The following is a 25,934-nucleotide window of genomic DNA, read 5'->3' on the forward strand; positions in this document are numbered from 1 at the left end:
CACTGGCGCAATGGCCGTGCCAAACTCACCAGATGCGTGCAAGGTCTTGACTGCATTAGGTTTTGCTTTGATGCAAGGATGCAATTGCAGCGCTGCGCTGTTGCACATTGAGACGCTGTGAGACGGTGATTGACACAGTGACCACGACAGGCTGTGCGGGGGCAAAGACCGTTGTCTCAACATGAAACACCCTGTCGCGAAATGGCACGCTTCAACGCCATCTCAATAGCCAGCCTTAGGCCTGTCAAACCTACTAAGAAGCTGAAATACAACAACTTTCAAGCATGTGGCACAGTTTCTGTATCGCAACAGTCACATGCACACCTGCTGTACCAAAGCGTGCGAAAACCATAAGAACAACAACCGTGGAGGTCTGACCTTGAAGACGACTCGACTCCGGCGGCATGCGGGTAAACTGGCGCTGATCGCCGCCGCACTGCTGGGCACCCAGGCCATGGCGGCCGAGCAGGGCCCGAGCCTGTTGCAGAACAAGTGCATGGGGTGCCATATCCCCGAGGGCAACGACAGCTACAGCCGCATCAGCCATCAGCGCAAAACGCCCGAAGGCTGGCTGATGAGCATCGCCCGCATGCAGATCATGCATGGCCTGCAGATCAGCGACGACGACCGCCGCACCCTGGTCAAGTACCTGGCCGACAAGCAGGGCCTGGCACCGAGCGAAACCGAGGGTGTGCGTTATGCCATGGAGCGCCGGCTGAACACCGTCGAGCACTTCGACCCACTGATCGGCGAAACCTGTGGCCGCTGCCACTCCGGTGCCCGCGTCGCCTTGCAGCGCCGCCCGGCGCAGGAGTGGGCACACCTGGTCAACTTCCACCTCAGCCAGTGGCCATCGCTGGAATACCAGGCGCAGGCGCGTGATCGCGACTGGCTGGACATCGCCCTCAAGCAAGTGGTGCCGGAACTGGCCAAGCGCTACCCGCTGGAAGACGCTGCCTGGGTCGACTGGCAGAAGGCCAAACCCAAGGCCGAGACGCTGCCGGGGCAATGGTCGTTCAGCGGCCACATGCTGGCCAAAGGCGATGTGCGCGGGGTGATGACGGTCAGCCACGACCAGGGCGACACCTTCAAGGTCGAGGTCAAGGGGGCCTACGCTGACGGTACGGCCTTCAATGGCACGGGCTCGGCGATTCTCTACAACGGCTACGAGTGGCGTGGCAACGTCAAGGTCGGCGATGCCAACTTGCGCCAGGTATTCGCCGCGCTGGATGGCGAGATGAAGGGCCGTATGTTTGAGGCCGAGCATGACGAGCGCGGGCTGGATTTCACCGCGGTGAAAGAGGGCAAGCCACGTCTGTTGGCCGTGCAGCCTGGGTTTATCAAGGCTGGCGGCGAAAGTGAGATTACCTTGGTCGGCAGTGACCTGAGCGGCAAGCCGGACCTGGGCGCAGGTGTAGAGGTGACCGAAATACTGGAGCAGACCGCAACCCTGGTGCGGGTCAAGGCGCGCGCAGCGGCCGATGCCAAGCCTGGTCAGCGTGAAGTCGCGGTCGGTGCATTGAAAGGTGCCAACTTGGCGGTCTACGACAAGGTCGAGGAAGTGAAGGTAGTGCCCGCATTCTCCATCGCCCGTATCGGCGAAAACGGCGCCTCGGTGCCGAAGGTACAGGGGCGCTTCGAGGCCGAAGCCTGGGGCAAGGACGCCAGCGGCCAACCGCTGCGCATCGGCTACCTGCCGGCCACGTGGCAGGTCGAGCCGTTCAACGAACGGGCGGTCGAGGACGAAGACGTCAAGTTCGCCGGCCAAATGCAGGCCGGCGGCGTGTTCGTACCGGGCGGCGCTGGCCCGAACCCGGCGCGCAAGATGATGACCAACAACGCCGGCAACTTGAAAGTCATCGCCACCCTGGCTGACGGCGGCCAGCGTGGCGAGGGGCACATGATCGTCACCGTACAGCGCTGGAACAATCCGCCCTTGCCATAGGGCCGGTTAGCAGACGCGTCAACCAACGGATCGATTATCAGGAGTCATCATGGGCGCACTACTGAACCTGGTCGAACGCAACCTGCATGAAGTGCAGGTCGATGCCGATCGCATGCTGTTCCATATTCCCAGCAGCTCGCTGTTCACCGCCGACGCGGTGACCGGGGGCATCATCGACACCCTGCGCCAGCAAGGCTGTTCTGCCGAGGAGCTGATGCAGCGCCTCGGCCAGCAGTTCGCCGGCACCGATATTCAGGAAACCCTGCACGAGCTGATTGCCCTGGAATTGGTCAGCGACGGTTCGCCGCTGACACCGGAAATCGCCCTCAAGCAGGTCGAGCGCACGGCGCTGAACACCGTGGTGCTCAACGTCAACACCGGCTGCAACCTCAGCTGCACCTACTGCTACAAGGAAGACTTGGACAAACCGTCCGCCGGCAAGAAGATGAGCACCGCCACCGCCGAAGCCTCGGTGGAGATGCTGCTCAAGGAGTCGCCCGCTGAAGAGCGCTACAGCGTGGTGTTCTTCGGTGGCGAGCCGTTGTCCAACCGGCCATTGATCGAGCACATGGTCGCCTACTGCGAGCGGCGCTTCGCCGAGGCGGGCAAGCAGGTGGAATTCATCATGACCACCAACGCCACGCTGCTCACCGAAGACACCATTGACTGGCTCAACGAGCACCGCTTCGGCCTGTCGGTGAGCATCGACGGGCCCAAGACCGTGCACGACCGCAACCGCATCACCGTGGGCGGGCAGGGCACCTATGACGTGGTGCGGCGCAAGGCGCAGATACTGCTGTCGCGCTACACCAGCCGCCCGGTCGGCGCGCGGGTGACCCTCACCCGCGGCATCACCGATGTCGAGACCATCTGGAACCACCTGTTCAACGAGCTGGGCTTTGCCGAAGTCGGCTTCGCGCCGGTGACCTCTGGCGACATGGCCGATTTCAACCTGACCGGCGAGGAATTGATCGAGGTCTTCGCCAACATGAAGGCGCTCGGCCGGCGCTACCTGGAGGCGGCGCTGGAACACCGCAACATCGGTTTTTCCAACCTGCACCAGCTGATCACCGACATCCATGAGGGCCACAAGAAAGCCCTGCCGTGCGGTGCGGGGCTGAAGATGCTGGCGGTGGACCACGAGGGCGAACTGAACCTTTGCCACCGCTTCACTGGCTCCAGCTTGCCGACCTTCGGCAACGTCCACCAGGGCGTGAAGCAGGCGCAGCTCAACGACTTCCTGTCCCAGCGCCTGGATCGCAGCAACACCGGCTGTGACAGCTGCCGCATCCGCAACCTGTGCTCCGGCGGCTGCTACCACGAAAGCTACGCACGTTACGGCGACCCTCAGCACCCGACCTACCACTACTGCGAGCTGATGCGCGATTGGGTCGACTTCGGCATCGAGGTCTACAGCCGCATCATGGCCGCCAATCCGGCCTTCATCGACCGCTACATCACTCCGCGGAAGGCGCATTGATATGAAGCACTTGAAGCCCCTGAACAACAAGGCGCGCATCCTTGAACAAGCCGCCGCCGAAGACCGTGTCGAAGAAGTCATGGCCATGAGCGCGGTGGCCGGCTGCACTGCAACCACCGACCCGGGTTGGGAAGTCGACGCCTTTGGCGGCGTCAGTTCACTGTGCCAGCCGATGGAAGCCGACCTGTACGGCTGCTCCGACCCGTGCTGGTGGCCCGCCCAGGTGCCGGACATGATGAGCACCTACCAGGACTGGAACGCCCAGGCGACCAACTCCCAGGATGACTGGCGCAACCTCGGCACCGTGTTCCCGAAAGACAAGTGACCGGCCCAACAAGAATGACAAGGGGAAACCGCATGAAACCTGGACTCTGCGCGCAACTCGCGCTCACCGTCGCCGCCACGGCCTGCGCCTGGGCGGTACAGGCCGATGACACCGGGCCTGCGCTTACGGCCGGCAAGGAATACCTGATCGCCACCAACTACCCGAACAACCTGCACGTGGTGGATGTCGCCAGCGACACACTGTACAAGAGCTGCCGCCTGCCCGACGCGTTCGGCCCCGGCACTGCGATGATGGCGCCGGACAACCGCACGGCGTACGTGCTCAACAACCACTATGCCGACATCTACGGCATCGACTTGGATACGTGCAAGACCACCTTCCACGCCAACCTGTCCAGCGTGCCGGGTGAGGTCGGCAAGTCGATGTACTCGTTCGCCATCAGCCCGGACGGCAAAGAGGTGTACGCCACGGTCAACCCCAGCCAGCGCCTGAACGACCACTACGTGGTCAAGCCGCCGCGCCTGGAAGTGTTCAGCACCGCCGATGGTGTCGATGCCAAACCCGTACGGACGTTCCCGATGCCGCGCCAGGTTTACCTGATGCGCGCCGCCGACGATGGCAGCCTGTTTGTCGCCGGGCCAGATATCTACAAGATGGACGTCACCACCGGCAAGTACGAGGTGGCCTTGCCGCTGCGCAGCTGGAACCGCAAAGGCTACAGCGCGCCGGATGTGCTGTACTTCTGGCCGCACCAGAGCCCTCGCCATGAATTCTCGATGCTGTACACCATCGCCAAGTTCAAGGACGAGAAACAGGACCCCAACACCGCCGAGCTGATGTATGGCTACCTGAGCGTCGACTTGAAAACCGGCAAGACCCACACCCAGGAGTTCGGCGACCTGACCGAGCTGTACTTTACCGGCCTGCGCTCGCCGAAGGACCCGAACCAGATCTACGGCGTGCTCAATCGCCTGGCCAAGTACGACATCAAGCAGCGCAAGCTGATCAAGGCGGCTAACCTTGAGCACACTTACTACTGCGTGACCTTCGACAAGAAGGGCGACAAGTTGTACCTGGGCGGCACCTTCAACGACCTGGCGGTGTTCGACCCGCAGACGCTGGAGAAGGTCAAGAACATCAAGTTGCCGGGTGGGGATATGTCGACCACTACGCCGCAGGTGTTTGTCCGCTAGATCGGTGTTGGCCGCATCGCGGATGAATCCGCTCCTACCGGAGATCCCGTAGGAGCGGATTCATCCGCGATGACGCCAATTCAAACACCACAAAACAACAAGAGAACACCCATGCCCCAGCCAAGCCATTCCCAAGGCGACCCGACCAAGCCCTTGCTCACCCACTGTATCGGCGACGCCTTCGACACCACCGTCGCCCGCTTCCCCGACCGCGAAGCCCTGGTCGTGCGCCACCAGGCCCTGCGCTACACCTGGCGGCAACTGGCCGACGCCGTCGACCAGCACGCCCGCGCCCTCATGGCCCTGGGCGTGCAAACCGGCGACCGGCTGGGCATCTGGGCACCCAACTGCGCCGAGTGGTGCATCACCCAGTTCGCCAGCGCCAAGGTCGGCGCAATCCTGGTCAACATCAACCCCGCGTACCGCTCCAGCGAGCTGGACTACGCCCTCGGCCAGTCAGGTTGCCGCTGGGTCATCTGTGCCGACGCGTTCAAGACCTCGGATTACCACGCCATGCTGCTGAGCCTCGTACCGGGCTTGGCGAATGGCCAACCCGGCGCCTTGAGCTGCGAGCGCTTCCCGGAACTGCGCGGTGTAGTGAGCCTCGCCGCCGCGCCACCGCCTGGCTTTCTTGCCTGGAACGACTTGCAATCCCGTGCCACTGCGGTCAGTGCTGAGGCTCTGGCCGAGCGCCAGGCACAGTTGCAGCCCGGCGACCCGATCAACATCCAGTACACCTCCGGCACCACTGGTTTCCCCAAGGGCGCCACGCTCAGCCACAGCAACATCCTCAACAACGGTTTCATGGTCGGCGAAAGCCTCGGCCTGACCGAGCACGACCGCCTTGTGGTGCCGGTGCCGCTGTACCACTGTTTCGGTATGGTCATGGCCAACCTCGGCTGCATGACCCACGGCAGCACCTTGATCTACCCCAACGACGCGTTCGACCCGCTGGCGACCCTGCGCGCTGTCGCTGAAGAAAAGGCCACCGCGCTGTACGGCGTGCCCACCATGTTCATCGCCGAACTGGACCACCCGCAGCGCGGCGACTTCGACCTGTCGAGCCTGCGCACCGGGATCATGGCCGGTGCTACCTGCCCGATCGAAGTGATGCGACGGGTGATCGACGAAATGCACATGGCCGAAGTACAGATCGCCTATGGCATGACCGAAACCAGCCCGGTGTCGCTGCAGACTGGCCCCAATGACGACCTGGAACGCCGCGTGACCAGCGTCGGCCGCACCCAGCCACGGCTGGAAAACAAAGTGATCGATGCCGACGGCAACACCCTGCCGCGTGGCGAGATTGGCGAGCTGTGTACCCGTGGCTACAGCGTGATGCTGGGCTACTGGAACAACCCCAAGGCTACCGTGGAAAGCATCGACGCCGAGGGCTGGATGCACACCGGTGACCTGGCGGTGATGGACGAGGAGGGGTATGTACGGATTGTCGGGCGCAGCAAGGACATGATCATCCGCGGTGGCGAAAACATCTATCCGAGGGAACTGGAGGAGTTCTTCTTCACCCACCCGGCCGTGGCCGATGTGCAAGTGATCGGCGTTCCGTGCAGCAAGTATGGTGAGGAAATCGTCGCCTGGGTGCGCTTGCATCCGGGGCATGCCGCCAGTGAGGAAGACCTACGCGAGTGGGCGAGGGCGCGAATTGCGCACTTCAAGGTGCCCCGGTATTTCCGCTTCGTCGATGAATTCCCGATGACGGTGACTGGCAAGGTGCAGAAGTTCAGGATGCGCGAGATCAGTATCGAAGAGCTGGCTATTGGGTGAGGTGATCAGTGCTGCAGTAAATCCGGGCTATTGAAGTTGCTCAACCGCTGATCATCCTCGGCACACGCCAGCGCCTGCATCGGCTCCAGCAACAGCGCTTTTTGCAGACTCCGCTCACCCGCCGCCCAGGCCTGGTCCAGCACCGGCAGCAGCCTGCGCGGCAGCACGCTGAACATCGGTTGCCAATACCCGCCCTGGCGTACCATGGCTGCGCTGTCATGGCTCACCGCCAACCGCAGCAAATCGTCGATCAACCCCCGGTCGATCAGTGGCGCATCGCAGGCCAGCAGCACCACCCACTCATGCCGCGCCGCCGCCAACCCGGCGATCACGCCGGCCAACGGGCCTGGGAAGTCCGCTTCGGGATCAGATACCAGCTGATCGGCAAACGGGCGGTAAAGGTCCTGGTTGCGATTGCAGGAGATCACCACATCGTCACTGAGCGCCCGCACGACCCGCTGCACATGCGCCACCAGCGGCTCACCCCGCCAGGGCACCAGCCCCTTGTCACGGCCGCCCATGCGCTGGCCACGGCCACCGGCGAGGATGAGGATGGAGCAAGGGGGCAGGGGGGCAGTCATGAAAAAGGGTTCCGGGCGGTCGATGCCCGGAACCCTCTCATTCAACGCAATGATTGTCCAGTCAGGTTTTGCTGGCTTCGACCTGACTGGCTTGGGCTTTCTTACGCCCTGCCAACCGCATCACCACCACAAAGAACACCGGCACGAACACCACCGCCAGCGTCGCACTGAGCATCCCGCCGATCACCCCAGTGCCAATCGCCTGCTGGCTCGCCGAGCTGGCGCCGGTGGCGATGGCCAGTGGTACCACGCCGAGGATGAAGGCCAGCGAGGTCATCACGATTGGCCGCAGGCGCAGGCGGGCGGCCTGAATGGCCGCATCGACGGCGTCCACGCCCTGGTCTACCAGGCTCTTGGCGAACTCGATGATGAGGATGGCGTTCTTCGCCGACAGGCCGATCAGGGTGATCAGGCCAACCTTGAAGAACACGTCGTTGGGCATCCCACGCAACGTCACTGCCAGCACTGCGCCGAGAACGCCGAGCGGCACCACCAGCAGCACAGCTGTTGGGATCGACCAACTTTCGTACAACGCCGCCAGGCACAGGAACACCACCAGCAGCGACAGCGCCATCAGCAGCGGTGCCTGGCTGCCGGACAGGCGCTCCTGCAGCGACAATCCGGTCCATTCCAGGCCGGCGCCAGCCGGCAATTTTGCGACCAGGCGCTCGATTTCGGCCATGGCTTCGCCTGAGCTGTAGCCTGCAGCCGGCTCGCCGGAAATAGACACCGCCGGGTAGCCGTTGTAGCGGGTCAGCTGTACCGGGCCACTGACCCACTTGGCCTGGACGAACGCTCCCAATGGCACCATCTTGCCGCTATTGTTGCGCACGTGGATCTTCAGCAGGTCCTCGACCTGGCTGCGCTGGTCGCCTTCGGCTTGCACCACCACGCGCTGCATGCGGCCCTGGTTGGGGAAGTCGTTGACGTAATTGGAGCCCACGGCAGTGTCCAGCACTGCGCCGATGTCGGCGAATGAGATGCCCAGCGCGTTGGCCTGGCGGCGGTCGATCTCCAGCTGCACTTGCGGGCTTTCCGCCAGCGAAGCTTCGCGCACGTTGACCAGCACCTTGCTCTTGTGGGCACCTGCCAGCAGTTCGTCACGGGCTGCCATCAGCGCCGCATGACCCATGCCGCCCCGGTCCTGCAAACGGAACTCGAAGCCCGTGGATTCGCCCAGGCCATCGATCGGTGGTGGCAGGACGGAGAACGCTACCGCATCCTTGATCTGCGAAAACGCGGCATTGGCCCGGTCGGCAATCGACTGGGCGCTGTCGTCCGCACCGCGTTCGGACCAGTCCTTCAGGGTGGTGAAGGTGAGCGCCGCATTCTGCCCGCTGCCGGAGAAGCTGAAGCCGAGGATCACGGTGGTGTTGCCCACGCCAGGTTCCTCGGCGTTGTGTGCCTCGATCTGCGCGGCAACCTGTTCGGTACGCATGCGGCTGGCACCCGGCGGCAGCTGGATGTCGGTGATCGTGTAGCCCTGGTCTTCGGTCGGCAAGAACGCCGTGGGCAGTTGGCTGAAGCCGTAACCCAACACGGCCAGCAGCACACCGTACACCAGCAGGTAGCGCCCGCTACGTTTCAGCGCCTGTACGACCCAGCGCTCATAGCCATTGCTCATGGATTCGAAACGGCGGTTGAACCAACCGAAGAAGCCCTTGCGCTCGTGGTGCTCGCCTTTTGCAATCGGCTTGAGCAGGGTGGCGCAGAGGGCCGGGGTCAGGCTCAAAGCGAGAAACGCCGAGAACAGAATCGACACGGCCATCGACAGCGAGAACTGTTGGTAGATGACGCCGACCGAACCTTTCATGAACGCCATCGGCAGGAATACCGCCACCAGCACCAGGGTGATGCCGATGATGGCGCCGCTGATCTGGCCCATGGCCTTGCGCGTGGCCGCCTTGGGTGGCAGGCCTTCTTCGGCCATGATTCGCTCGACGTTCTCCACCACGACGATGGCATCGTCGACCAGGATGCCGATGGCCAGCACCATGCCGAACAGGGTCAGCACATTGACCGAGAAGCCCAGCGCCAGCATGACCGCGAAGGTCCCCATCAGCGCCACCGGCACCACCAGGGTCGGGATCAGCGTGTAACGCAGGTTCTGCAGGAACAGGAACATCACCGCGAAGACCAGCAGCATGGCCTCGAACAGTGTAGTGATGACCTGCTGGATCGAGACCTTGACGAATGGCGAGGTGTCGTAAGGGATGTCGTACTTGACCCCTTCGGGGAAGTAGCGCGACAGCTCCTGCATCTTCGCCCGCACCAGGGTGGCGGTTTCCATGGCATTGGCGCCCGGCGCCAGTTGCACGCTGAAGGCGCTGGCGGGCTTACCGTTCAGGCGGGTGCCGTACTGGTACTCCTGGGCACCGATCTCGACCCGGGCCACATCGCCGATGGTGACCGTCGAGCCGTCCTGATTCGCCCGCAGCACGATCGCAGCGAATTCTTCAGGCGTGCTCAGCTGGCCTTTGACCACCACGTTGGCGGTGATCTCCTGAGTGCCACGGGCCGGCAGGTCACCGATGCTGCCGGGCGCAACCTGGGCGTTCTGCGCGGCGATGGCCTCGGCCACATCGTTGGGCGTGAGGTTGAAACCGATCAGTTTGGCCGGGTCGATCCAGATCCGCATGGCCCGTTCGGAGCCGTAAAGCTGGGCCTTGCCGACGCCCTTGAGGCGGCGGATTTCGTTCATCACGTTGCGCGCGAGGATGTCGGACAGCGCGATTTCATCGAGGCTGCCATCTTCCGACGTCAGAGTGCCGAGCAGCAGGAAGCCGGTGGACACCTTCTCCACCTGCAGCCCTTGCTGGGTAACCGGGCGCGGCAGGCGCGATTCGACCACTTTCAAGCGGTTCTGCACATCCACCTGCGCCAGGTCCGGGTGGGTGCCCGGCTCGAAGGTGGCGGTGATGGTGGCGCTACCCAGGCTGCTCTGCGATTCGAAATACAGCAGGTTGTCGGCACCGTTGAGCTCCTGCTCGATCAGGCTGACCACGCTTTCGTCCATGGTCGCCGCCGAGGCGCCCGGGTACACGGCGTAGATTTCCACCTGCGGTGGCGCCACGTTGGGGTACTGGGCCACCGGCAACTGGGGGATAGCCAGGGCGCCTGCGAGCAGAATGAACAAGGCGACCACCCAGGCAAATACCGGGCGGTCGATGAAGAATTGCGGCATGGGTCAGGCCCTCATTGGCCGTTGTGCTGGGCGATGGGCTGAGTGTTCTGGCTGGTGTCGACTTGCACCTGGTCACCGGCCTTGACGTGCTGCAGGCCTTCGACCACCACGCGTTCGCCGGCTTTCAGGCCCTCGCTGACGATCCAGCGGTCACCCTGGGCGTTGCCGAGTACCACTTGGCGCTCGCTGATGCGTGCCTGGTCATCGACCACCAGCACCTTCGGCACCCCGGCGCTGTCGCGCAGGATGGCGCGCTGCGGCACGCTGATGCCTTTGGGCTGCACGGCCTGCTCCAGGCGCACGCGCACGTAACTGCCAGGCAGCAGGTCGAGGTCCGGGTTGGGGAACTCGCTGCGCAGGGTGATCTGGTTGGTGCTCGGGTCGACGCTGATGTCGGAGAACAGCAGCTTGCCAGGCAACGGGTAGGCGCTGCCGTCGTCCTGAATCAGCGTGGCGCGCGCCTCACCGTTGCCTGCCTGCTGCAGCTCACCGGCGCGCAATGCGCGGCGCAGGGCATTGAGCTCGCGGGTCGATTGGGTGACGTCGGCGTGGATCGGGTCCAGCTGCTGGATGGTGGCCAGCGGGGTGGTTTCGTTCTGCCCGACCAGCGCGCCCTCGGTGACCAACGCGCGGCCGATGCGCCCGGAAATCGGTGCGGTGACGGTGGCGTAGCCCAGGTTCAGGCGCGTGCGTTCCAGCGCGGCCTTGGCCCCGGCAACCTCGGCGTCGGCCTGGAGGTAGGTCGCACGGGCATTGTCGTACTCCTGGCGGCTGACGGCCTTGTCGTCGACCAGCTCACGGTAGCGTTGTTCCTGCAGGCGCGCCTGGTACAGGTTGGCCTCGGCCTTGGCCAGGGTGGCGCGGGCGCTGTCGTGGTCGGCCTTGAACGGCGCCGGGTCGATCAGGAACAGCACGTCGCCTTGCTTGACGTCGCTGCCTTCGCGGTACACGCGCTTGAGCACCACGCCGGCCACCCGGGCGCGCACTTCGGCGGTGCGCGGGGCGAGAATGCGGCCGCTCAGTTCGGTGCTGATGGCCAGCGGTTGTAGCTGCAAGGTTTCTACCCGTACTTCGGGCGTGGATGCCTGCTGGTCCAGCTCGGCGTTGTCGCCGCAACCGGCCAGGGACAGGCTCAGCAGTGCCAAAAGCGCCACAGGGCGCAGGCGAGGGGTGAAGATAATAGGCATACGGATCTTCCGATGATGACCGTGCGTATGCTAAGGCAGTGGCTGCCTGAGCGCCTGTTAAGCTGTGTAGGGCGTGTGTGAAAAAGTGTGAAGAACGATCCTGCCTGCCGGTGGGATTCTATATCCTGCCGGTCTTTCCCCTAGTGTCCAAGCGCTTATGCCAAACCTTCTCCTGGTCGAAGACGACAGTGCCCTGTCCGAGCTGATTGCCAGCTACCTGCAACGCAACGACTTCCATGTGCGGGTCATCGCCCGTGGCGACCATGTGCTGGAGGCGTTTCGCCAGGACAAACCCGATTTGGTGATCCTCGACCTGATGCTGCCGGGCATCGATGGCCTGCAAGTGTGCCGCCTGCTGCGCCAGGAATCGCAGAGCCTGCCGATCCTGATGCTGACGGCACGTGACGACAGCCACGACCAGGTGCTGGGCCTTGAGATGGGCGCCGACGACTACGTGACCAAACCCTGCGAGCCACGGGTGTTGCTGGCACGGGTACGCACCTTGCTGCGCCGCAGCAGCGTGCACGAGCCGCGCCTGGACAGCGAGCAGATCCTGGTCGGCGGCCTGCGCATCGACCTCGCCGAGCGCCTGGTCAGCTGGCGCGGTGAAGAGGTGGAGCTGTCGAGCGGCGAATACAACCTGCTGGTGGTCCTGGCGCGCAATGCCGGCGAAGTGCTCAGCCGCGACCGCATCCTCCAGCAGTTGCGCGGCATCGAGTTCAATGGCACCGACCGTTCGGTGGACGTGGCGATTTCCAAGCTGCGCCGCAAGTTCGACGACAGCGCCGGCGAGGCGCGCAAGATCAAGACCGTGTGGGGCAAGGGTTACCTGTTCAGCCGTGTCGAGTGGGAGTGCTGACCGTTCATGCTCAAGATCCTGGTGCGCCTGTACCTGGTGATCATCGTCGCCTACGCCGGCGCGTTGCTGCTCATCCCCGACACCATCGTCGGCCTGTTCCATGAGCGCTTCATGGCCTACAACCTGGACCAGGCCAAAGGCGTGCAATCGCTGATCGTCCGCCAGTTCCGCCAGGCGCCGCGCGAGCAGTGGCCGGCGGTGGAGCAGGAACTGGCCAAGTCGTTCGCGCCGCTGGAAGTGAAGCTGTTGCGCAGCGACCAGGCCGGTCTGAGCCCACAGGAGCAAGCTCGTCTGGAGCATGGCCTGTACGTGGTGCGCATCGGCGACTGGGGTTACTACCAGACGGCGCTGGCGCCGCTGGAAGAAGGTTGGTTAGTGAGCCTGCATGCGCCACCAGACCCGCTGGACATCAATGTCCTGTCCTGGGGCGTGACCGTGCTGATCGGCGCCGCCATGCTCGGCTGCCTGCTGCTGTGGGTGTGGCCGCACTGGCGTGACCTGGAACGCCTCAAGGAGACGGCCCGGCGCCTGGGCCAAGGGCAGATGGCCGAGCGTACGCACATCTCGCCACACTCGAACATCGGTGAGCTGGCCGGGGTGTTCGACACCATGGCCAGCGACCTGGAGCGCCACGTCAACCAACAGCGCGAGCTGCTCAATGCCGTGTCCCATGAGTTGCGCACGCCGCTCACCCGTCTGGATTTCGGCCTGGTGCTGCTGTTCGACGAAGTGCCGGCGAGCAGTCGCAAACGCTTGCTGGAGCTGGTCGGGCATGTGCGCGAGCTGGACGAGCTGGTGCTCGAACTGCTGTCCTACAGCCGCCTATACAACGCCGACCAGGCCCGCGAGCGGGTCGAGGTGTCGTTGCTGGAACTGGTCGACAGTGTGCTCGGTGGCTTTGCCGAAGAGCTCGATACCCGGGGGATCACCTGGGAAGTCCAAGCCGAGGGCAACCTGCCGCGCTTTGTGCTCGACCCACGGCTGACGGCGCGCGCCGTGCAGAACCTGGTGCGCAATGGCATGCGCTATTGCGACGAAAGCCTGTTACTGCGCCTACGCCTGGAAGAGGACGGCGCCTGCCTGCTGACCGTCGAGGACGACGGCATCGGCATCCCGGTCGAAGAGCGCGAGCGGATCTTCCAGCCGTTCTACCGCCTGGACCGCAGCCGCGATCGCAATACCGGCGGGTTTGGTTTGGGACTAGCGATCAGCCGGCGGGCCATCGAGGGGCAGGGCGGAACGCTGACGGTGGCGCAGTCGGCGCTGGGTGGGGCGCAGTTCAGGATTCGGCTGCCAGCCGGCTAGTCCACATTACGAAGCGGTCTTTCCCGGTGTGCTTGGCTTCGTATAACGCCTGATCAGCCTTGACCAGCGCCATGGTCAGGGTGTCCGCCCTGTCCACACGCGCCAGGCCGATGCTGATGGTCACCGGATGCGCCCCCAGATCTTCACGCACGCGCTTGCACAATGTCTCAACCAGGTACTCGGCTTCAGTCTGATCCAGACCCTGGAAGAAGATCGCGAACTCCTCGCCGCCGAGCCTTGCGAACTCGAAAGCCGCCATCGATGCCTTGATGTGCACCGCCACCCGCTTGAGCACCTCGTCACCGATGTCATGCCCGAAGCGATCGTTGACCTTCTTGAAATTGTCGATATCGACCATCGCCAGGTATTGCCCCGGCGGCGCCTGGTGCAGTTGGCGCTCGGCCTTGGCCATGAACGAGCGGCGGTTGGGGATTTCGGTGAGCACGTCGACATAAGCCTGTTCGAGCAGCAATTTCGACATATAGAAGTTGTGCAACTTGGCCTGGCGGATGCGCAGGTAGCTGTAGATCACCAGGCCGCTGAGGAACACGGCATAGCTCAGCAGCATGGCGGCTTCGAGGTCGTCGAGATCGATATTGGTGCCGTAGAACGGGTTGAGCATGGCCCAGGTGATGGCCATGGCACAGAAGAACGACCAGCGCCGGACTGGCAGTACCGAAACGCTGTACAGCACGGTGGACGTGCCGAGCACCAGCCAGACCGGGCGCAAGGGGGTGGGGATGCCCTCGATGACCAGGCGCATGCCCAGGGTGATGACGCTGATGAACAGCAGGTTGAGCACGTCGAAGTGGTGGCTTTTGCGGGTGAAGCCCAGCACCACCGTGAGGCTGCACATCAGCGCCAGGAACAGACCGGAAAGCCAGGTGAAGCCCTGATTGCCGAGGTAGCTGACAATCAGGTCGAAGACCAGCCAGACGGCGATGCTGACGCAGAAGATCAGCTGGCAAAAGCGCCGTGAGTTGTCGAACTCATGCTGACGGAACTCGGCGCGCAGGGCGGCGGGGGCGACCTGCTGGCGGACGTGGTCCTCGATGGTCTTGAACATGGGTATGTTCCTGCTGAGGAATACGACTTAATTCTGCGACAAAATCCCGCGAGCCCAAGGCCGATACCGAAGAGCGAACACCGCTTCGCAATGGCATCCGCCAGTCAGCCTCGGCTCAGTCCCCTGCGCCCGAAATGCCTCCCCCGATCCACTCACCTGGCGAAACGCCTCACGCACCACACCCACTCGGCACGGCAAGGCTTGCTCGTAACGCTGGCGCACCATCGCTGGCAATCGCCCTGTCCCGGCGCCGTCCTGCCACCACACAGTCAAGCCCAGCCCCGCCAGTTGATCCAACCACGCGGCATTGACCCGTGGCGCCAGCTTGCCAGCACTGAACGCGCTGATGTGCAGCGGTTTGTCCAACTGCCGGTTGAAGGCCTGCAACTGGCTGTACAACGCCTCGCGGCGGGCGACGTCACGAAAGTGCAGGTCGTCCAATTCCATCGGCAGGTACCACCCCTCCACCTCGATGTTCCAGTCCTTGCGCAACTGCTGGTATTGGCTCAACGAGCGTGCCAGCTGGGCCTTCCAATAGCTGCTCAGGCCATCGCCATCGAGCTCCTCGATGCGTTTGTAGTAAGCCGGGTCCATATAAAGCCCGAGCACCAGCTCCAGCCCCTGAGCACGGGCTTCGCGCAGGCTGTTGGCCAGCCAGCCCTGAGCGCCGCCGAAATCGCTGTCGCCGTAGGCGCTCCATTGCACGATCAGGGTTTTACCGCCCTGCGCTGCAGTGGCGCGCCACAGTTGCTGCCACTGGGCAGGGCTGACATCGGCATCGCGGTTTAGTGGCTGGTAGAACAGGCGTTGGTCGGCCAGAGCCGGCAGGCAGAGGGCGAGCATGCAGATTGCCAGGAATGTACGCATCAGAAGGTCATCTCCGCGCCAACCAGCACACCGTTGGCGCGCTCGTAGAGGTTGCCACCCAACGATTGCTGGTACTCGGCGCGTACTTTCAGCGTGCCGCGGTAGGCGTTGTAGCGGTCGTCGTCGAACCACCACTGCCAGCGCACGCCGACACCAGCGCGGGCATCCTGGCGCCAGTCGTTGCTCGGGTCCTGACTGGAAAATTCGAGAAATCCGTAAGGCATCAGGGTCTGCGGCGAATTGCCAGATAGCTTCCAGGCATGGCCTTGCTGGTAGCGCGACAGCCAGGCATGGTCGCCGGCACGGGTCCACCAGGCGGCGTCGAGGTACAGGAAGCGCTCGTTCCAGTCGTCTTCGTCGACCCGCCAGTCGTTGCGCCATGCGCCCTGGTCGAGGAACGAAGCGGTGGCGCGCAGCAGCAGGTCATTGCTCGACTCGGCGTTGTTGCGCAGGTCGCCCCAGTTGCCGCCGACCTTGCTCGGGTTCAGCAATTCGCCCAGGCTCAGGCCGCTGTAGTGCTCGGTGTCGATCTGCCGTTGGTGGTACAGCTCGGCATACAGGTTGAGGTTGGCCTGGCCGAGCGGTTTGTAGCGCAGGCCGACGCCGGTGCCCATGCTTTGCGCGTAGTCCGTGCGGCTCTGGCCACCGAACAGTACCCGGCCGTACACCGACAGGGTGCTGCCGTTGCGGCTGGGTTCGTCACCCAAGGCGTGGTCCCACATGGCCAGTTGCACGTTCTGCGATTGCGCCCGGCGGGAACTGCCGCTGCGCTCGCCGTTGTCGAGGAACTTGTCGTTGGTCGAAGTACCCGCAGGCGACCAGGTGCTGGCCAGGGTGATGCTGTCGCGGCGTGACAAGGTTTCGTGGGCACGACGCTGGCGGTACTTGCGCGCTTCGAGGCTGCCGTATTCGTCGTCGGCGTCGACCAGGTTCTGTTCAACATCAAGGATCCGGCGCAGTTCGCGGCGGGCCGAGGCGCTGTCTTCGGCTTCGTCGTAGCGCACAGCGAGGGTTTCGCCAAGGCGATAGTCTTCAGGGAAGTCGCGGGTAGCGTGCTCCAGGTAGGGGATCGACTGGCGCCGCTGGCTTTTGTCTGGCGAGCCGGCCAGGCGCATGCCGTAGTCGGCGCGGTAGCGTGGCTGGTTGGGCGCCAGGCGTACCGCTTCGGCAAGCCAGGCGGTGCTCTGGGCGTTGTCGCCGGCCAGCTGCGCGGTGCTGGCAGCCGCGTAGTAGTGGTCGGCACGCGGGTTGTGGGCCAACGCTTGGCGCTGGAAGCCCAAAGCCGCCTGCGGGTCGCCCTGGCGTTGGGCGATCGCGGCGCCGAGTGCCCAATCGTCGGCGCTGTTGTGCGCGGCAGCATCCCAGTATCGACGAGCGGTTTGCGGCTCGCCTGCGTTCAATGCACCCGCGGCGGCGGTCAGGCGGGCATTGTCGGTCCAGGCGCTGGCCGGCAAATTGCGCCAGATGGGCAGGGCCGTTTCGGAATCACCGGCGGCTTCCAGCGCGTAGGCCAATGGCAGGCGATTGCCGCTGTCGCCCAGGCCCTCGGCGGCCTGGTAATAGACCACCGCTTCACCGGGTTGGTCAGGCATGGCGCAGCGGCCCAAGGCGCGGTACTGTCCGGCCTCGGTAGGGTTTGCCGGAATGGCCTGGCGCACGGCGTCGCACTGGCCGGCCTCGGCCAGGCGGCCGAGCAACTGGGCGCGGGTGTTGGCATCGACCCTGGGGATCAGGCTGAGCATGCGCCGCTTGTCCAGCGGACCGTCGTTGCGTGCATAGAGATTGCCCAGACGCTGCAGCAGCGAGGGCGTCAGGCGCCCCTGGCGGCGGTCGTAGGCCTGCTCCAGCAGCGTTCGTGCGCGGTCGCTGTGGCCTTGCTGCAACAGCAGGAAGCTGGCTTGTTCGAGGGCTGCCAGATCACCGGTCTGACGATAACGCTGCTCCCATTCGGCTGCCGTGCGCGGTTGTGGCGCCGGTGCGGGGTCGCCATACAGGCGCTGCTTGAGGACCGCATAGGCGCGGGCATCGGCACTGGCCTGGCAGTCCTTGAACTGCTCGCGGGCGACATCCGGGTCGTGGCGTGATAGCCAGTCGACCGTGTCCAGGCATGGGCGCTGCAATTCGTTGCTAAGGCGCCGCACCAGGGGCGCATCGTCGCCTTCACGGGCCAGTTCCCAAAGCTGTTGGCGCAGTGCCGGATCCTGCAGTTGCTCGGCGGGCAAGGTTTGCAGCCAGCGCTGGGCCTGCTCGTTATGGCCAACGGCGATGGCGCGGTTGGCCATCGCCAGCCGGGTCTGGTTGGCGATCTCGGGCGAGGGGGCGCTTTCCAGCAGTTTAGTCAGCCCCTTTTCATCGACCTGTTGCACGTAGGCATTGGCCAGGCGTTGCCAGTCCTGGGCCGGCAACTGGCCTTTGTCGGCCAAGGGTTGCAGCTGTTCGATGGTTTCCTTCCAATTGCGCAACTGCTCGGCGAAGTTGGCCCGGGCCAGACGCAGCACCTGGCCATCGTCACGGGGCGGTAGCTGGTTGAGCCACTCCAGCGCCTTGCCGGCCCCGCCGAACTTGGCCAGGCTCAAGCTATAGGCCTGCCACAGGCGTACCCGGTGCATGCTGTCGGCGGTGGCCATCCAGCCCTCTACCTGGCTGGCGGGCGGTGGGTCCTGTTCGATCCAGGTCAGGCGCAATTCAAGCAGGGCATCGGCATATTCGGGGCCGCCGTCGAGTTGCCCTGCAACTGCTTCGGCGTCCTTGTAGCGGCGCTGGTGGGCCAACGCCTCGACCAGCAGCGCGCGGGCTTCGTCATTGTTCGGTACGCGGCCCAGCACATGGCGGGTCAGGCGCTCGACCTCGGCCCAGTTGTCCTTTTTCGCTTCGCGATAACTGCGCTCCATGAACGGATAGCTGGTGAAGCGCTGAAAGTCGGTCATCGGCGCGGCCAACGCGGGCAGGGCGGTGGAGTACAGCAGCAGGCCGGTAAAGGTGAGGGTAAAACGCGGCTTCATGCCACCTCCCTGATCAGGTCAAAGGCGGCCTGCTGTTCGCTGGCCTGTTCGTCGAGCGCCTGCTGCAGCACGTGCTCGGTAATGATGCCGCGTGCGATCAGGTGTTCGCCGAGGCTCTGCTGCTCTGGATCGAAGTCGATCAGCGCCTGGTTGAACAGGGTCACCGGAACCATGCCGCGCACCTGCAGCAAGGCCCCGAGCATGACCTGGTGGGTGCTGACCTGCTCGATCAGTTCGGCGTTGTCCTGGTGTTTTTCCAGCACCTCCAGCATCTGCCGGGTCTCCTCGTGCTGCCAGGGGCTGGGGTAGTGATAGCGCAGGCCCAGGGTGACCCGGCCCTGGGGCGCCAACCGGCATTTGACCGGGCGCTTGAGCTGGCGGCTAATGACCCCCAGCGAGACCTGGCTGACGGGGCTTTCGCTGGCCAGCACCAGGGTATCGCCGTCTTCGGCCACCGGCAGCACGCCATAGTGCGTCGCCAAGCGGCGCGGCAGTTGCGCGATCAGGTGTGCGTCGAGCCTGAACGGGTTGAGCGGTGCCCAGGGCATGTCGAGCTGCTCGGCCAGGGTCTGCACCAGCTGTTCGCTGGTCAACCAGCCGCGCAACAGCAGCTCGCGACCGAGGCGTCGGCGCACCGGGCTGGTGATCGCTTGCTCCAGCTGTTCTTCGGTGATGTAGCCTTTTTCCACCAGCCGGTGGCCCAGCGGTGTGCGGGCAGGAGAGGCCAGGGCGGGGAACTCGTGGGTGGTCTTGTCCCAGGCCACACGGCGCGAATCACCCATCTCCATGACCTGGCGCAAGGCACGCAGATTGGCGAAGAAGTTGACGAAGTTGCTCCACATCATTCGCGGCGCTGACAGCAGCCCTTCGCCGATGCCGTAATAGCGGGTCACGAACCAGCCGCGCTGGAACAGGCGATTGATCAGCATCAGGCCGTTGAGCCAAAGCAGCGTGGTGAGCAACCAGCTGTCGCTGAGGATCGACATGAAGCGCCAGGACTCCGGCGCGACCACCGTCACCAGCCACATCCCCAGCAACACCAGGAACAACAGGTTGACCAGGAAACTGAGCAGGTAGGCGAACAAGCCTCGACGATCACGCCAGAGGAAGTAATTGAGCGCGCCCGTGCGGCTCCAGCCAAGGTTGCTGGTGCCCTGGAACACGATACCGACGATCCACCGCGACTTCTGCCGGATAGCATGCTGCCAGTCACGCGGGAAATGCTCGCGCACGCAAATCACCTGAGAGAACTCGCGGCTCATCCCAGGGCGCCATTCGTGCTTGAGCGCCAGGGCCGGGTCGGTGACGGAGTAGCGGGCGAAGATGCACTTCATGCCCTTCTGTTTCAGGCGAAAACCGATGTCGTAGTCTTCGGTGAGGCTCTGCACATCGAAGGCGATGCCGTCGCCGTCTTCGAGCAGGGCATTGATGGCGCGGCGGCTGAAGCAGGTGCCGACCCCGGCGCTGGGCACCTGGCCCGTCAGGGCCTCGCGCACGATCACGTCCTTGCCGTGGTTTTCCGCAAACTCGTCCACGTAGTGCCCGGCGGTGAAGCCTTTCCATTCCGGCGCATAGGGGTAGACCGGGATCTGGATCATATCCTTGGCCGGCAACAGGTAGTTGAACAGGCGCAGTTCCATGGGCGAGATCACGTCTTCGGCGTCATGCAGGATGAAGCCGGCGAACTCGATGCGCGCGTCGTCCTGGAAGCGCAGGATGGCGTCGATGATGTTGTTCAGGCAGTCGGCCTTGCTGGTCGGGCCGGGGCGGGCGCAAACCACCTTGTGTACGTTGGGGTAGTGCAGGCACACCGCATCGACGTCGGCTTGGGTCTGCGGGTCGTTGGGGTAGGTGCCGACGAAGATCTGGTAGTTCTCGTAGTCGATGGTCGAGGCTGCCAGGCGCGCCATTTCGCCGACCACGCCCACCTCGTTCCAGGCCGGGACCATGATCGCCAGGGGTTTTTCCGGCACTTCGAACAGGCGTTTCTCGTCTGCCTTCTCGTACTTGTCGTAAATGCGGAAACGCCGGATCAGCTTGCGGCACCAGTAGCACAGGTCGATGAACAGGTCATCCAGGCCGAGCAGGAACATCAATGTGGCGAGGATGATGGCCAGGATCTTGAGGCCGAACAGCACATAGGTGAGGAAATCGATGAAAGCCAGGCTCATGCGTCATCCTGTTGGCTGGTGGTTGCCGCGAACCAGCGGCTCAGGCGTTCGGCGATGATCTCGCTGGCGTGGCCGTCACCGAATGGCGTGAAGACGCGGGCCATGCGCTGGTAGGCGGCCTCGTCATCCAGCAGTTGACTGGTTTCCTTGACGATGCGCTCGGCCTGGGTGCCGACCAGCTTGACCGTGCCGCCCTCCAGCACCGAAGGGCGCTCGGTGACCTTGCGCAGCACCAGTACCGGCTTGCCCAGGGCAGGGGCTTCTTCCTGCACGCCACCGGAATCGGTGAGGATGATGTGGGCGCGGTTCATCAGCCAGACGAAGTGCTGGTAGTCCTGTGGCGCCACCAGGTGAATGTTGTCGCGCCCGGACAGCAGGCCGTAGACCGCTTTTTGCACCTGCGGGTTGAGGTGCACCGGGTAGACGAACTGCACCTCGGGGTAACGCAGGGCCAGTTCGGCCAAGGCCAGGCAGATGCGCTCGAAACCGGCACCGAAGTTTTCCCGACGGTGGCCGGTTATCAGCACCATGCGCTGGTCATCACGCAGGTTGTGCAACGGGGAATCGGCGGCGGGGTGCCAGGCGGTGGTGCCGAGGTATTCGCGCATCCACAGCAAAGCGTCGATAACGGTGTTGCCGGTGACCTCGATGTGCTCCAGCGGCACGCCTTCGCGCAGCAGGTTGTCGCGGGATTTGGTAGTGGGGGCGAAATGCAGGTCGGCGATCACCCCGGTCAGGCGTCGGTTGGCTTCCTCGGGCCAGGGCTGCTGCAGGTTGCCGGTGCGCAGGCCGGCTTCGACGTGGCCGATGGGGATATGCCGATGGAACGCGGCAAGGGCGGCGATGAAGCTGGTGGTGGTGTCGCCATGGACCAACACGATATCCGGCTTGGCCTGTTCGTAAGCTTTGTCGATCTTGTCCAGCAGGTCACGGGCCAGTCCGTTGAGGGTCTGGTTCTGGGTCATCACCTTGAGGTCCTGGTCGACGCTCAGGCCAAACGCGGTGAGCACCTGCCCGAGCATTTCGCGGTGCTGGCCGGTGGAGCAGATATGCAGGTCGATGTCGGGCCACTCGCGCAGGACCCTGGCCAGGGGGGCCATCTTGATCGCTTCTGGGCGGGTACCGAATACCATCATGACGGTGTTGGCCATCGTCTTGTTCCTCGTACGATTCCCTGGACGTAGGTGTACGACTTCGCGCCACTTGCAATGGATAGATACAAGCAGTCAGCTGCGGGGTTGTCCAATGCACGGTCGTTCGCGGTCAGCGGCATGCGCTGAGCGAATGAAGGCGAGGTCGGGTCAGGCCGTCACGCGGCCGGGTGCCAGGGGAATGGGGTGGTGCGGAAACGTTTATGCTAGTTATTCTTGACTGAATGGTCAGTCAAAAATGTATTTCAGACTTTTTCTTGTAGGCTGCTTCTTGTAATTTGGAAGGCCTTTTCGGAAGGAAGCAGAACATGCAAGGCAAGGCACGCAAGATCGTCCAGGCCATTCTCTACGAAGCGATTGCCGTGGCCTGCGTGGCGCCGGCGCTGGAACTGGCGTTCGGCGCCGGCATGGCGCAATCGACCGTGCTGTCGGTGCTGATGTCGGGCATCGCCATGAGCTGGAACATGGGGTTCAACTGGGTGTTCGAGCGTTGGGAAGCGCGCCAGCCCAAACGCGAGCGCACCTTCATGCGTCGGCTGTTGCACGCGCTCGGCTTCGAGGGCGGGCTGGTGGTGATCCTGCTGCCGCTGGTGGCGTACTGGCTGGATGTCAGCCTGTGGGCGGCGCTGCTCACCAACCTGGCGCTGTTCGTGTTCTTCTTCGTGTATGCCTTCGTCTTCCAGTGGGGCTTCGACAAGGTCTTCGATGTGCCGCTATCGGCGCAGCATTCGTGTCGGTGAGCTGACGCTTACTGGCCGGGGCGGTTTCGGCCAAGCCGGTCATGGGCCTGGGTAAACTCGTCGGCGACCATTGCCGCAAGAATCGACAATTCCAGGCCCAGGCAGAAACCGGCGATGGCTTCTGCCAACTTGCGCTTGCCGCCGTCTCCCGCGCAGCCCATCAAATCGAGGCACTGGCGTTGTTGCTGCAAGCCAGTACCGCCGCCCACGGTTCCTATCACCAGGCAAGGTAGCTCCAGCGTTGCATACAAACTGTCGCGTGTTCCACGCTCCATGTGCAGATGGCCGACAGAGGACTCATGCACACAGGCAATGTCCTGTCCGGTTGCGGTGAACAAGGCAGCGATGACGTTGGCAATGTTGAAGTTCAACCCCAGCGTGCCAGCGGCAACAGCTCCGCTGGCCGCCCGGTTGAAACCCATGACCATGTTTTTGGGAGAGGTATTGAGGACTTCTTGTACGACCTGTTTGGGCAGCTCGCAGTCAACGACCACGCGCACGCCACGCCCCCGCAGGAAGGATTGGTAAGAGACTTTCTTATCGCTGGACAGGTTGGACTCGACTAAATGGCAGACCATTGCCTTGCCACAGCGCTTGCGAAACGCCACACGCAGGTAATTCGACAAGGCCCAGGTGCAACTGGTAGTCATGTTCTGGCCCGCTGCGTCGGCGGTTTCATAAATGAATTGCACATAAACCACACGCCCCAGTGGCTGTGGCTCCAGTGCCACAAGTTTTGCGTGCTGCGATTGTTTACCTACTTGGGCTTGCAGGTCGGACAGTTTTTCTCGCACAAACTCAGCGAAACGTAGTGCATCGGCCAGCGTTTCCAGCTCAAAGTAAGGGACTCTGAGCATTCGCTCCCCCAAACAGGCGGCGTTCACGCCACCTGCTCGGTTCAATGCGACAGCACCTCGTGAGACCGAAGCAACCAGCGCGCCTTCGGTTGTAGCCAAAGGGCCATAAAACAAACCTTTGGCATAATGACCATTGATTTGTAAGGGGCCAGCGACACCCACGGGTACTTCGACCGAGCCGATCAGGGACTCGATATTGCCGCGAACCTGCTCGCTGGCAAAACCGATGTTGGCCACTTGATCCAGATTGGCACGCGTCTGCTGGCTGAGAAATGACAGCCGTTGACGGCGAGCGTCCTCACTGTAATCCCCCTTGCCGGGAATCTTGGGTAAATCAATCGAGCGTTTCCCATCTCGTATCATGTTGGCCCCGTGAAGCCTTTGGTCAGTGCGCGGTAAACCCTTAAATCCCCGACAGTCCGAGAGGATTACAACATGGGACGGTTACGTTGTGACCTGGCAAAAATATCAGGGCTGGCTTCCCGCTTGGCAAATCAGCGATTGACTTTGTTCGACCTCAAGGGCTAATTTGCACGGCATGAAAACTCACCTGCATGTGAACGCCATTATTATTACCGCCATTATCAGTTTGGCGGGCTAGCGCGTACGTGCACCTAACCCGCCCTGGAGGCGGGTTTTCAATCTCTGACTCCTGGGCAACGTGAACAACAGCCAAGGAGTTGCATTCGATGACCAGCCTCAACGTCACCCCACGTACCCCGCTCAGCCCGCAGCAGCTGCTGTCGGAGCAAGTGCGGCGCATCTTGTCCGCGCCGGTGTACGACCTGGCCATCGAGACGCCGCTGCAAGCGGCGCCTGCACTGTCTGCCAGCCTGGGCAATCAGGTGCTGCTCAAGCGCGAAGACCTGCAGCCCACGTTCTCGTTCAAGATCCGCGGTGCCTACACGCGGCTGTCGCGCCTGACCACGGCTCAGCGCGAGCGTGGGGTGATCACCGCGTCAGCGGGCAACCACGCCCAGGGTGTGGCCCTGGCGGCATCGCATCTGGGCTTGAAGGCGACCATCGTCATGCCGACCACCACGCCTTCGTTGAAGGTCGAAGGAGTGCGTTCGCGGGGTGGCCATGTGGTGCTGCACGGTGAGAGCTTCCCGCATGCACTGGCCCATGCGCTCAAGCTTGCAGACAGCGAGGGCGCGACCTTCGTGCCACCCTTCGATGATCAGGACGTGATTGCCGGGCAAGGCACCGTCGGCATGGAAATCCTCCGCCAACAACCAGGGCCACTCGACGCGATCTTCGTGCCGGTCGGTGGCGGCGGGCTGGTGGCGGGTATTGCCGCGTATGTGAAGTACCTGCGCCCTGAGGTGAAGGTGATTGGTGTCGAACCGGAAGACTCCAATTGCCTGCAGGCCGCCATGGCCGCCGGTGAAAGGGTGATTCTGCCGCAGGTGGGCACCTTCGCCGACGGCGTCGCGGTGGCCCAGGTCGGTGCCCATTGTTTCGAGCTGTGCCGGCATTTCGTTGACGAGGTGATAACGGTCAGCAGCGACGAACTGTGTGCGGCGATCAAGGACATCTACGACGATACCCGTTCGATCACCGAGCCTTCCGGCGCGCTGGCCGTGGCCGGGATCAAGAAGTACGTGGCCCGTGAAGGCGTGCAGGGCCAGACCCTGGTGGCCATCGATTCCGGTGCCAACGTCAACTTCGACCGCCTGCGCCATGTGGCCGAGCGCGCCGAGCTGGGTGAGCAGCGCGAGGCCATCATCGCCGTGACCATCCCCGAACAGCCCGGCAGCTTCCGCGCCTTCTGCCAGGCGCTGGGCAAGCGCCAGATCACCGAGTTCAACTACCGCTATTACCCAGGCAGGGAAGCGCGGTTGTTCGTGGGTGTACAGACGCATCCGCTGCATGATCCGCGGGACAAGCTGCTGGCGAACCTTGCCGAGCAGGGCTACAGCGTGCTCGACCTCACCGACAACGAGCTGGCCAAGCTGCACGTGCGCCACACCGTGGGCGGGCATGCGGCACCGGGCGCGGATGAGCGGGTGCTGCGATTCGAGTTCCCGGAGCGGCCGGGGGCGTTGCTGGGCTTCCTTGAGCGGTTGGGCAAGCGCTGGAATATCAGCCTGTTCCATTACCGCAACCACGGCGCGGCAGACGCGCGGGTGTTTGCGGCGTTGGAGGTGCCGGGTGAGGAACAGGCGGGGTTGGGGCAGGCGCTGGACGAGATGGGATATCGGTATTGGGATGAGACTGATAACCCGGCTTACAAGCTGTTTTTGGGGTGATCGCGGCGGCCTCTTCGCGGATG

At 63.5% G+C, this 25,934-nt stretch carries 18 protein-coding genes; 9 read left to right on the top strand and 9 right to left on the bottom strand.

Features of this window, described 5'->3' with window-relative positions; translation table 11 throughout:
- Nucleotides 1-379: 379 nt before the first annotated feature.
- The 5 genes from peaA (at nt 380) to ACIQUF_RS03260 (ending at nt 6,689) form a co-directional block, all read left to right on the top strand.
- The gene (gene peaA / locus ACIQUF_RS03240; RefSeq protein ID WP_403128345.1) at nt 380-1,945 is read left to right on the top strand and encodes a quinohemoprotein amine dehydrogenase subunit alpha; all 1,566 of its coding nucleotides are present in this window, start codon (nt 380-382) and stop codon (nt 1,943-1,945) included.
- Between the two features lie 49 nt (nt 1,946-1,994).
- The gene (gene peaB / locus ACIQUF_RS03245; RefSeq protein ID WP_403128348.1) at nt 1,995-3,425 is read left to right on the top strand and encodes a quinohemoprotein amine dehydrogenase maturation protein; all 1,431 of its coding nucleotides are present in this window, start codon (nt 1,995-1,997) and stop codon (nt 3,423-3,425) included.
- A gap of 1 nt (nt 3,426) precedes the next feature.
- Complete coding sequence (gene qhpC, locus ACIQUF_RS03250; protein WP_008091708.1) at nt 3,427-3,750, top strand: quinohemoprotein amine dehydrogenase subunit gamma; 324 nt, start codon at nt 3,427-3,429, stop codon at nt 3,748-3,750.
- Nucleotides 3,751-3,782: 32 nt separating this feature from the next.
- The gene (gene peaD / locus ACIQUF_RS03255) at nt 3,783-4,904 is read left to right on the top strand and encodes a quinohemoprotein amine dehydrogenase subunit beta (RefSeq protein WP_403128351.1); all 1,122 of its coding nucleotides are present in this window, start codon (nt 3,783-3,785) and stop codon (nt 4,902-4,904) included.
- Nucleotides 4,905-5,015: 111 nt separating this feature from the next.
- Nucleotides 5,016-6,689: a fatty acid CoA ligase family protein gene (locus ACIQUF_RS03260; protein ID WP_403128354.1), complete on the top strand. Its 1,674-nt coding sequence runs from the start codon at nt 5,016-5,018 to the stop codon at nt 6,687-6,689.
- 5 nt (nt 6,690-6,694) lie between these two features.
- Here the strand turns inward: ACIQUF_RS03260 and mobA are convergent, their stop codons facing one another.
- The 3 genes from mobA to ACIQUF_RS03275 form a co-directional block, all read right to left on the bottom strand.
- Nucleotides 6,695-7,270: a molybdenum cofactor guanylyltransferase MobA gene (gene mobA / locus ACIQUF_RS03265; RefSeq protein WP_403128356.1), complete on the bottom strand. Its 576-nt coding sequence runs from the start codon at nt 7,268-7,270 to the stop codon at nt 6,695-6,697.
- Nucleotides 7,271-7,331: 61 nt separating this feature from the next.
- The gene (locus ACIQUF_RS03270) at nt 7,332-10,454 is read right to left on the bottom strand and encodes a multidrug efflux RND transporter permease subunit (protein ID WP_403128361.1); all 3,123 of its coding nucleotides are present in this window, start codon (nt 10,452-10,454) and stop codon (nt 7,332-7,334) included.
- Between the two features lie 11 nt (nt 10,455-10,465).
- The gene (locus tag ACIQUF_RS03275; protein WP_403128363.1) at nt 10,466-11,641 is read right to left on the bottom strand and encodes an efflux RND transporter periplasmic adaptor subunit; all 1,176 of its coding nucleotides are present in this window, start codon (nt 11,639-11,641) and stop codon (nt 10,466-10,468) included.
- Between the two features lie 157 nt (nt 11,642-11,798).
- Between ACIQUF_RS03275 and ACIQUF_RS03280 the strand changes: the two genes are divergently transcribed.
- Both ACIQUF_RS03280 and ACIQUF_RS03285 read left to right on the top strand, forming a co-directional pair.
- Entirely contained in the window at nt 11,799-12,500 is a 702-nt protein-coding gene (locus tag ACIQUF_RS03280; RefSeq protein WP_401081176.1) for a response regulator, read from the top strand.
- A gap of 6 nt (nt 12,501-12,506) precedes the next feature.
- Nucleotides 12,507-13,805 (top strand): ATP-binding protein, encoded by a 1,299-nt coding sequence (locus tag ACIQUF_RS03285; RefSeq protein WP_403128366.1) that lies wholly within the window; start codon nt 12,507-12,509, stop codon nt 13,803-13,805.
- On the opposite strand, the gene ACIQUF_RS03290 is transcribed toward ACIQUF_RS03285, so the two are convergent.
- The 5 genes from ACIQUF_RS03290 to wecB are packed head-to-tail and all read right to left on the bottom strand — an operon-like array spanning nt 13,780 to nt 22,062.
- Nucleotides 13,780-14,871, bottom strand: coding sequence for a diguanylate cyclase domain-containing protein (locus tag ACIQUF_RS03290; RefSeq protein WP_403128369.1), 1,092 nt, complete (start codon nt 14,869-14,871; stop codon nt 13,780-13,782). The two genes, ACIQUF_RS03285 and ACIQUF_RS03290, sit on opposite strands and share 26 nt — an antisense overlap.
- Before the next feature lie 27 nt (nt 14,872-14,898).
- Nucleotides 14,899-15,738 (bottom strand): DUF4434 family protein, encoded by an 840-nt coding sequence (locus ACIQUF_RS03295; protein ID WP_403128372.1) that lies wholly within the window; start codon nt 15,736-15,738, stop codon nt 14,899-14,901.
- Nucleotides 15,738-18,740: a phage receptor gene (locus ACIQUF_RS03300; RefSeq protein ID WP_403128375.1), complete on the bottom strand. Its 3,003-nt coding sequence runs from the start codon at nt 18,738-18,740 to the stop codon at nt 15,738-15,740. The genes ACIQUF_RS03295 and ACIQUF_RS03300 overlap by 1 nt, the downstream gene beginning before the upstream one ends.
- The gene (nrfB, locus tag ACIQUF_RS03305; RefSeq protein WP_403128378.1) at nt 18,737-20,911 is read right to left on the bottom strand and encodes a cyclic di-3',5'-guanylate-activated glycosyltransferase NrfB; all 2,175 of its coding nucleotides are present in this window, start codon (nt 20,909-20,911) and stop codon (nt 18,737-18,739) included. Before nrfB ends, ACIQUF_RS03300 begins: the two co-directional genes overlap by 4 nt.
- A complete protein-coding gene (gene wecB, locus ACIQUF_RS03310; RefSeq protein WP_403128381.1) occupies nt 20,908-22,062 on the bottom strand; it encodes a non-hydrolyzing UDP-N-acetylglucosamine 2-epimerase in 1,155 nt (384 codons plus the stop codon). Before wecB ends, nrfB begins: the two co-directional genes overlap by 4 nt.
- Nucleotides 22,063-22,370: 308 nt before the next feature.
- Between wecB and ACIQUF_RS03315 the strand changes: the two genes are divergently transcribed.
- Entirely contained in the window at nt 22,371-22,802 is a 432-nt protein-coding gene (locus ACIQUF_RS03315) for a PACE efflux transporter (RefSeq protein ID WP_403128384.1), read from the top strand.
- A gap of 8 nt (nt 22,803-22,810) precedes the next feature.
- Here ACIQUF_RS03315 and ACIQUF_RS03320 read toward each other — a convergent pair whose 3' ends face one another.
- Complete coding sequence (locus tag ACIQUF_RS03320) at nt 22,811-24,022, bottom strand: hydroxymethylglutaryl-CoA reductase (RefSeq protein WP_403128387.1); 1,212 nt, start codon at nt 24,020-24,022, stop codon at nt 22,811-22,813.
- 326 nt (nt 24,023-24,348) lie between these two features.
- Between ACIQUF_RS03320 and ilvA the strand changes: the two genes are divergently transcribed.
- The gene (ilvA, locus tag ACIQUF_RS03325) at nt 24,349-25,911 is read left to right on the top strand and encodes a threonine ammonia-lyase, biosynthetic (RefSeq protein ID WP_403128390.1); all 1,563 of its coding nucleotides are present in this window, start codon (nt 24,349-24,351) and stop codon (nt 25,909-25,911) included.
- Nucleotides 25,912-25,934 lie beyond the last annotated feature (23 nt).

This window comes from Pseudomonas sp. NPDC090233 (assembly GCF_044772285.1).
Taxonomy (GTDB): Bacteria; Pseudomonadota; Gammaproteobacteria; order Pseudomonadales; family Pseudomonadaceae; genus Aquipseudomonas.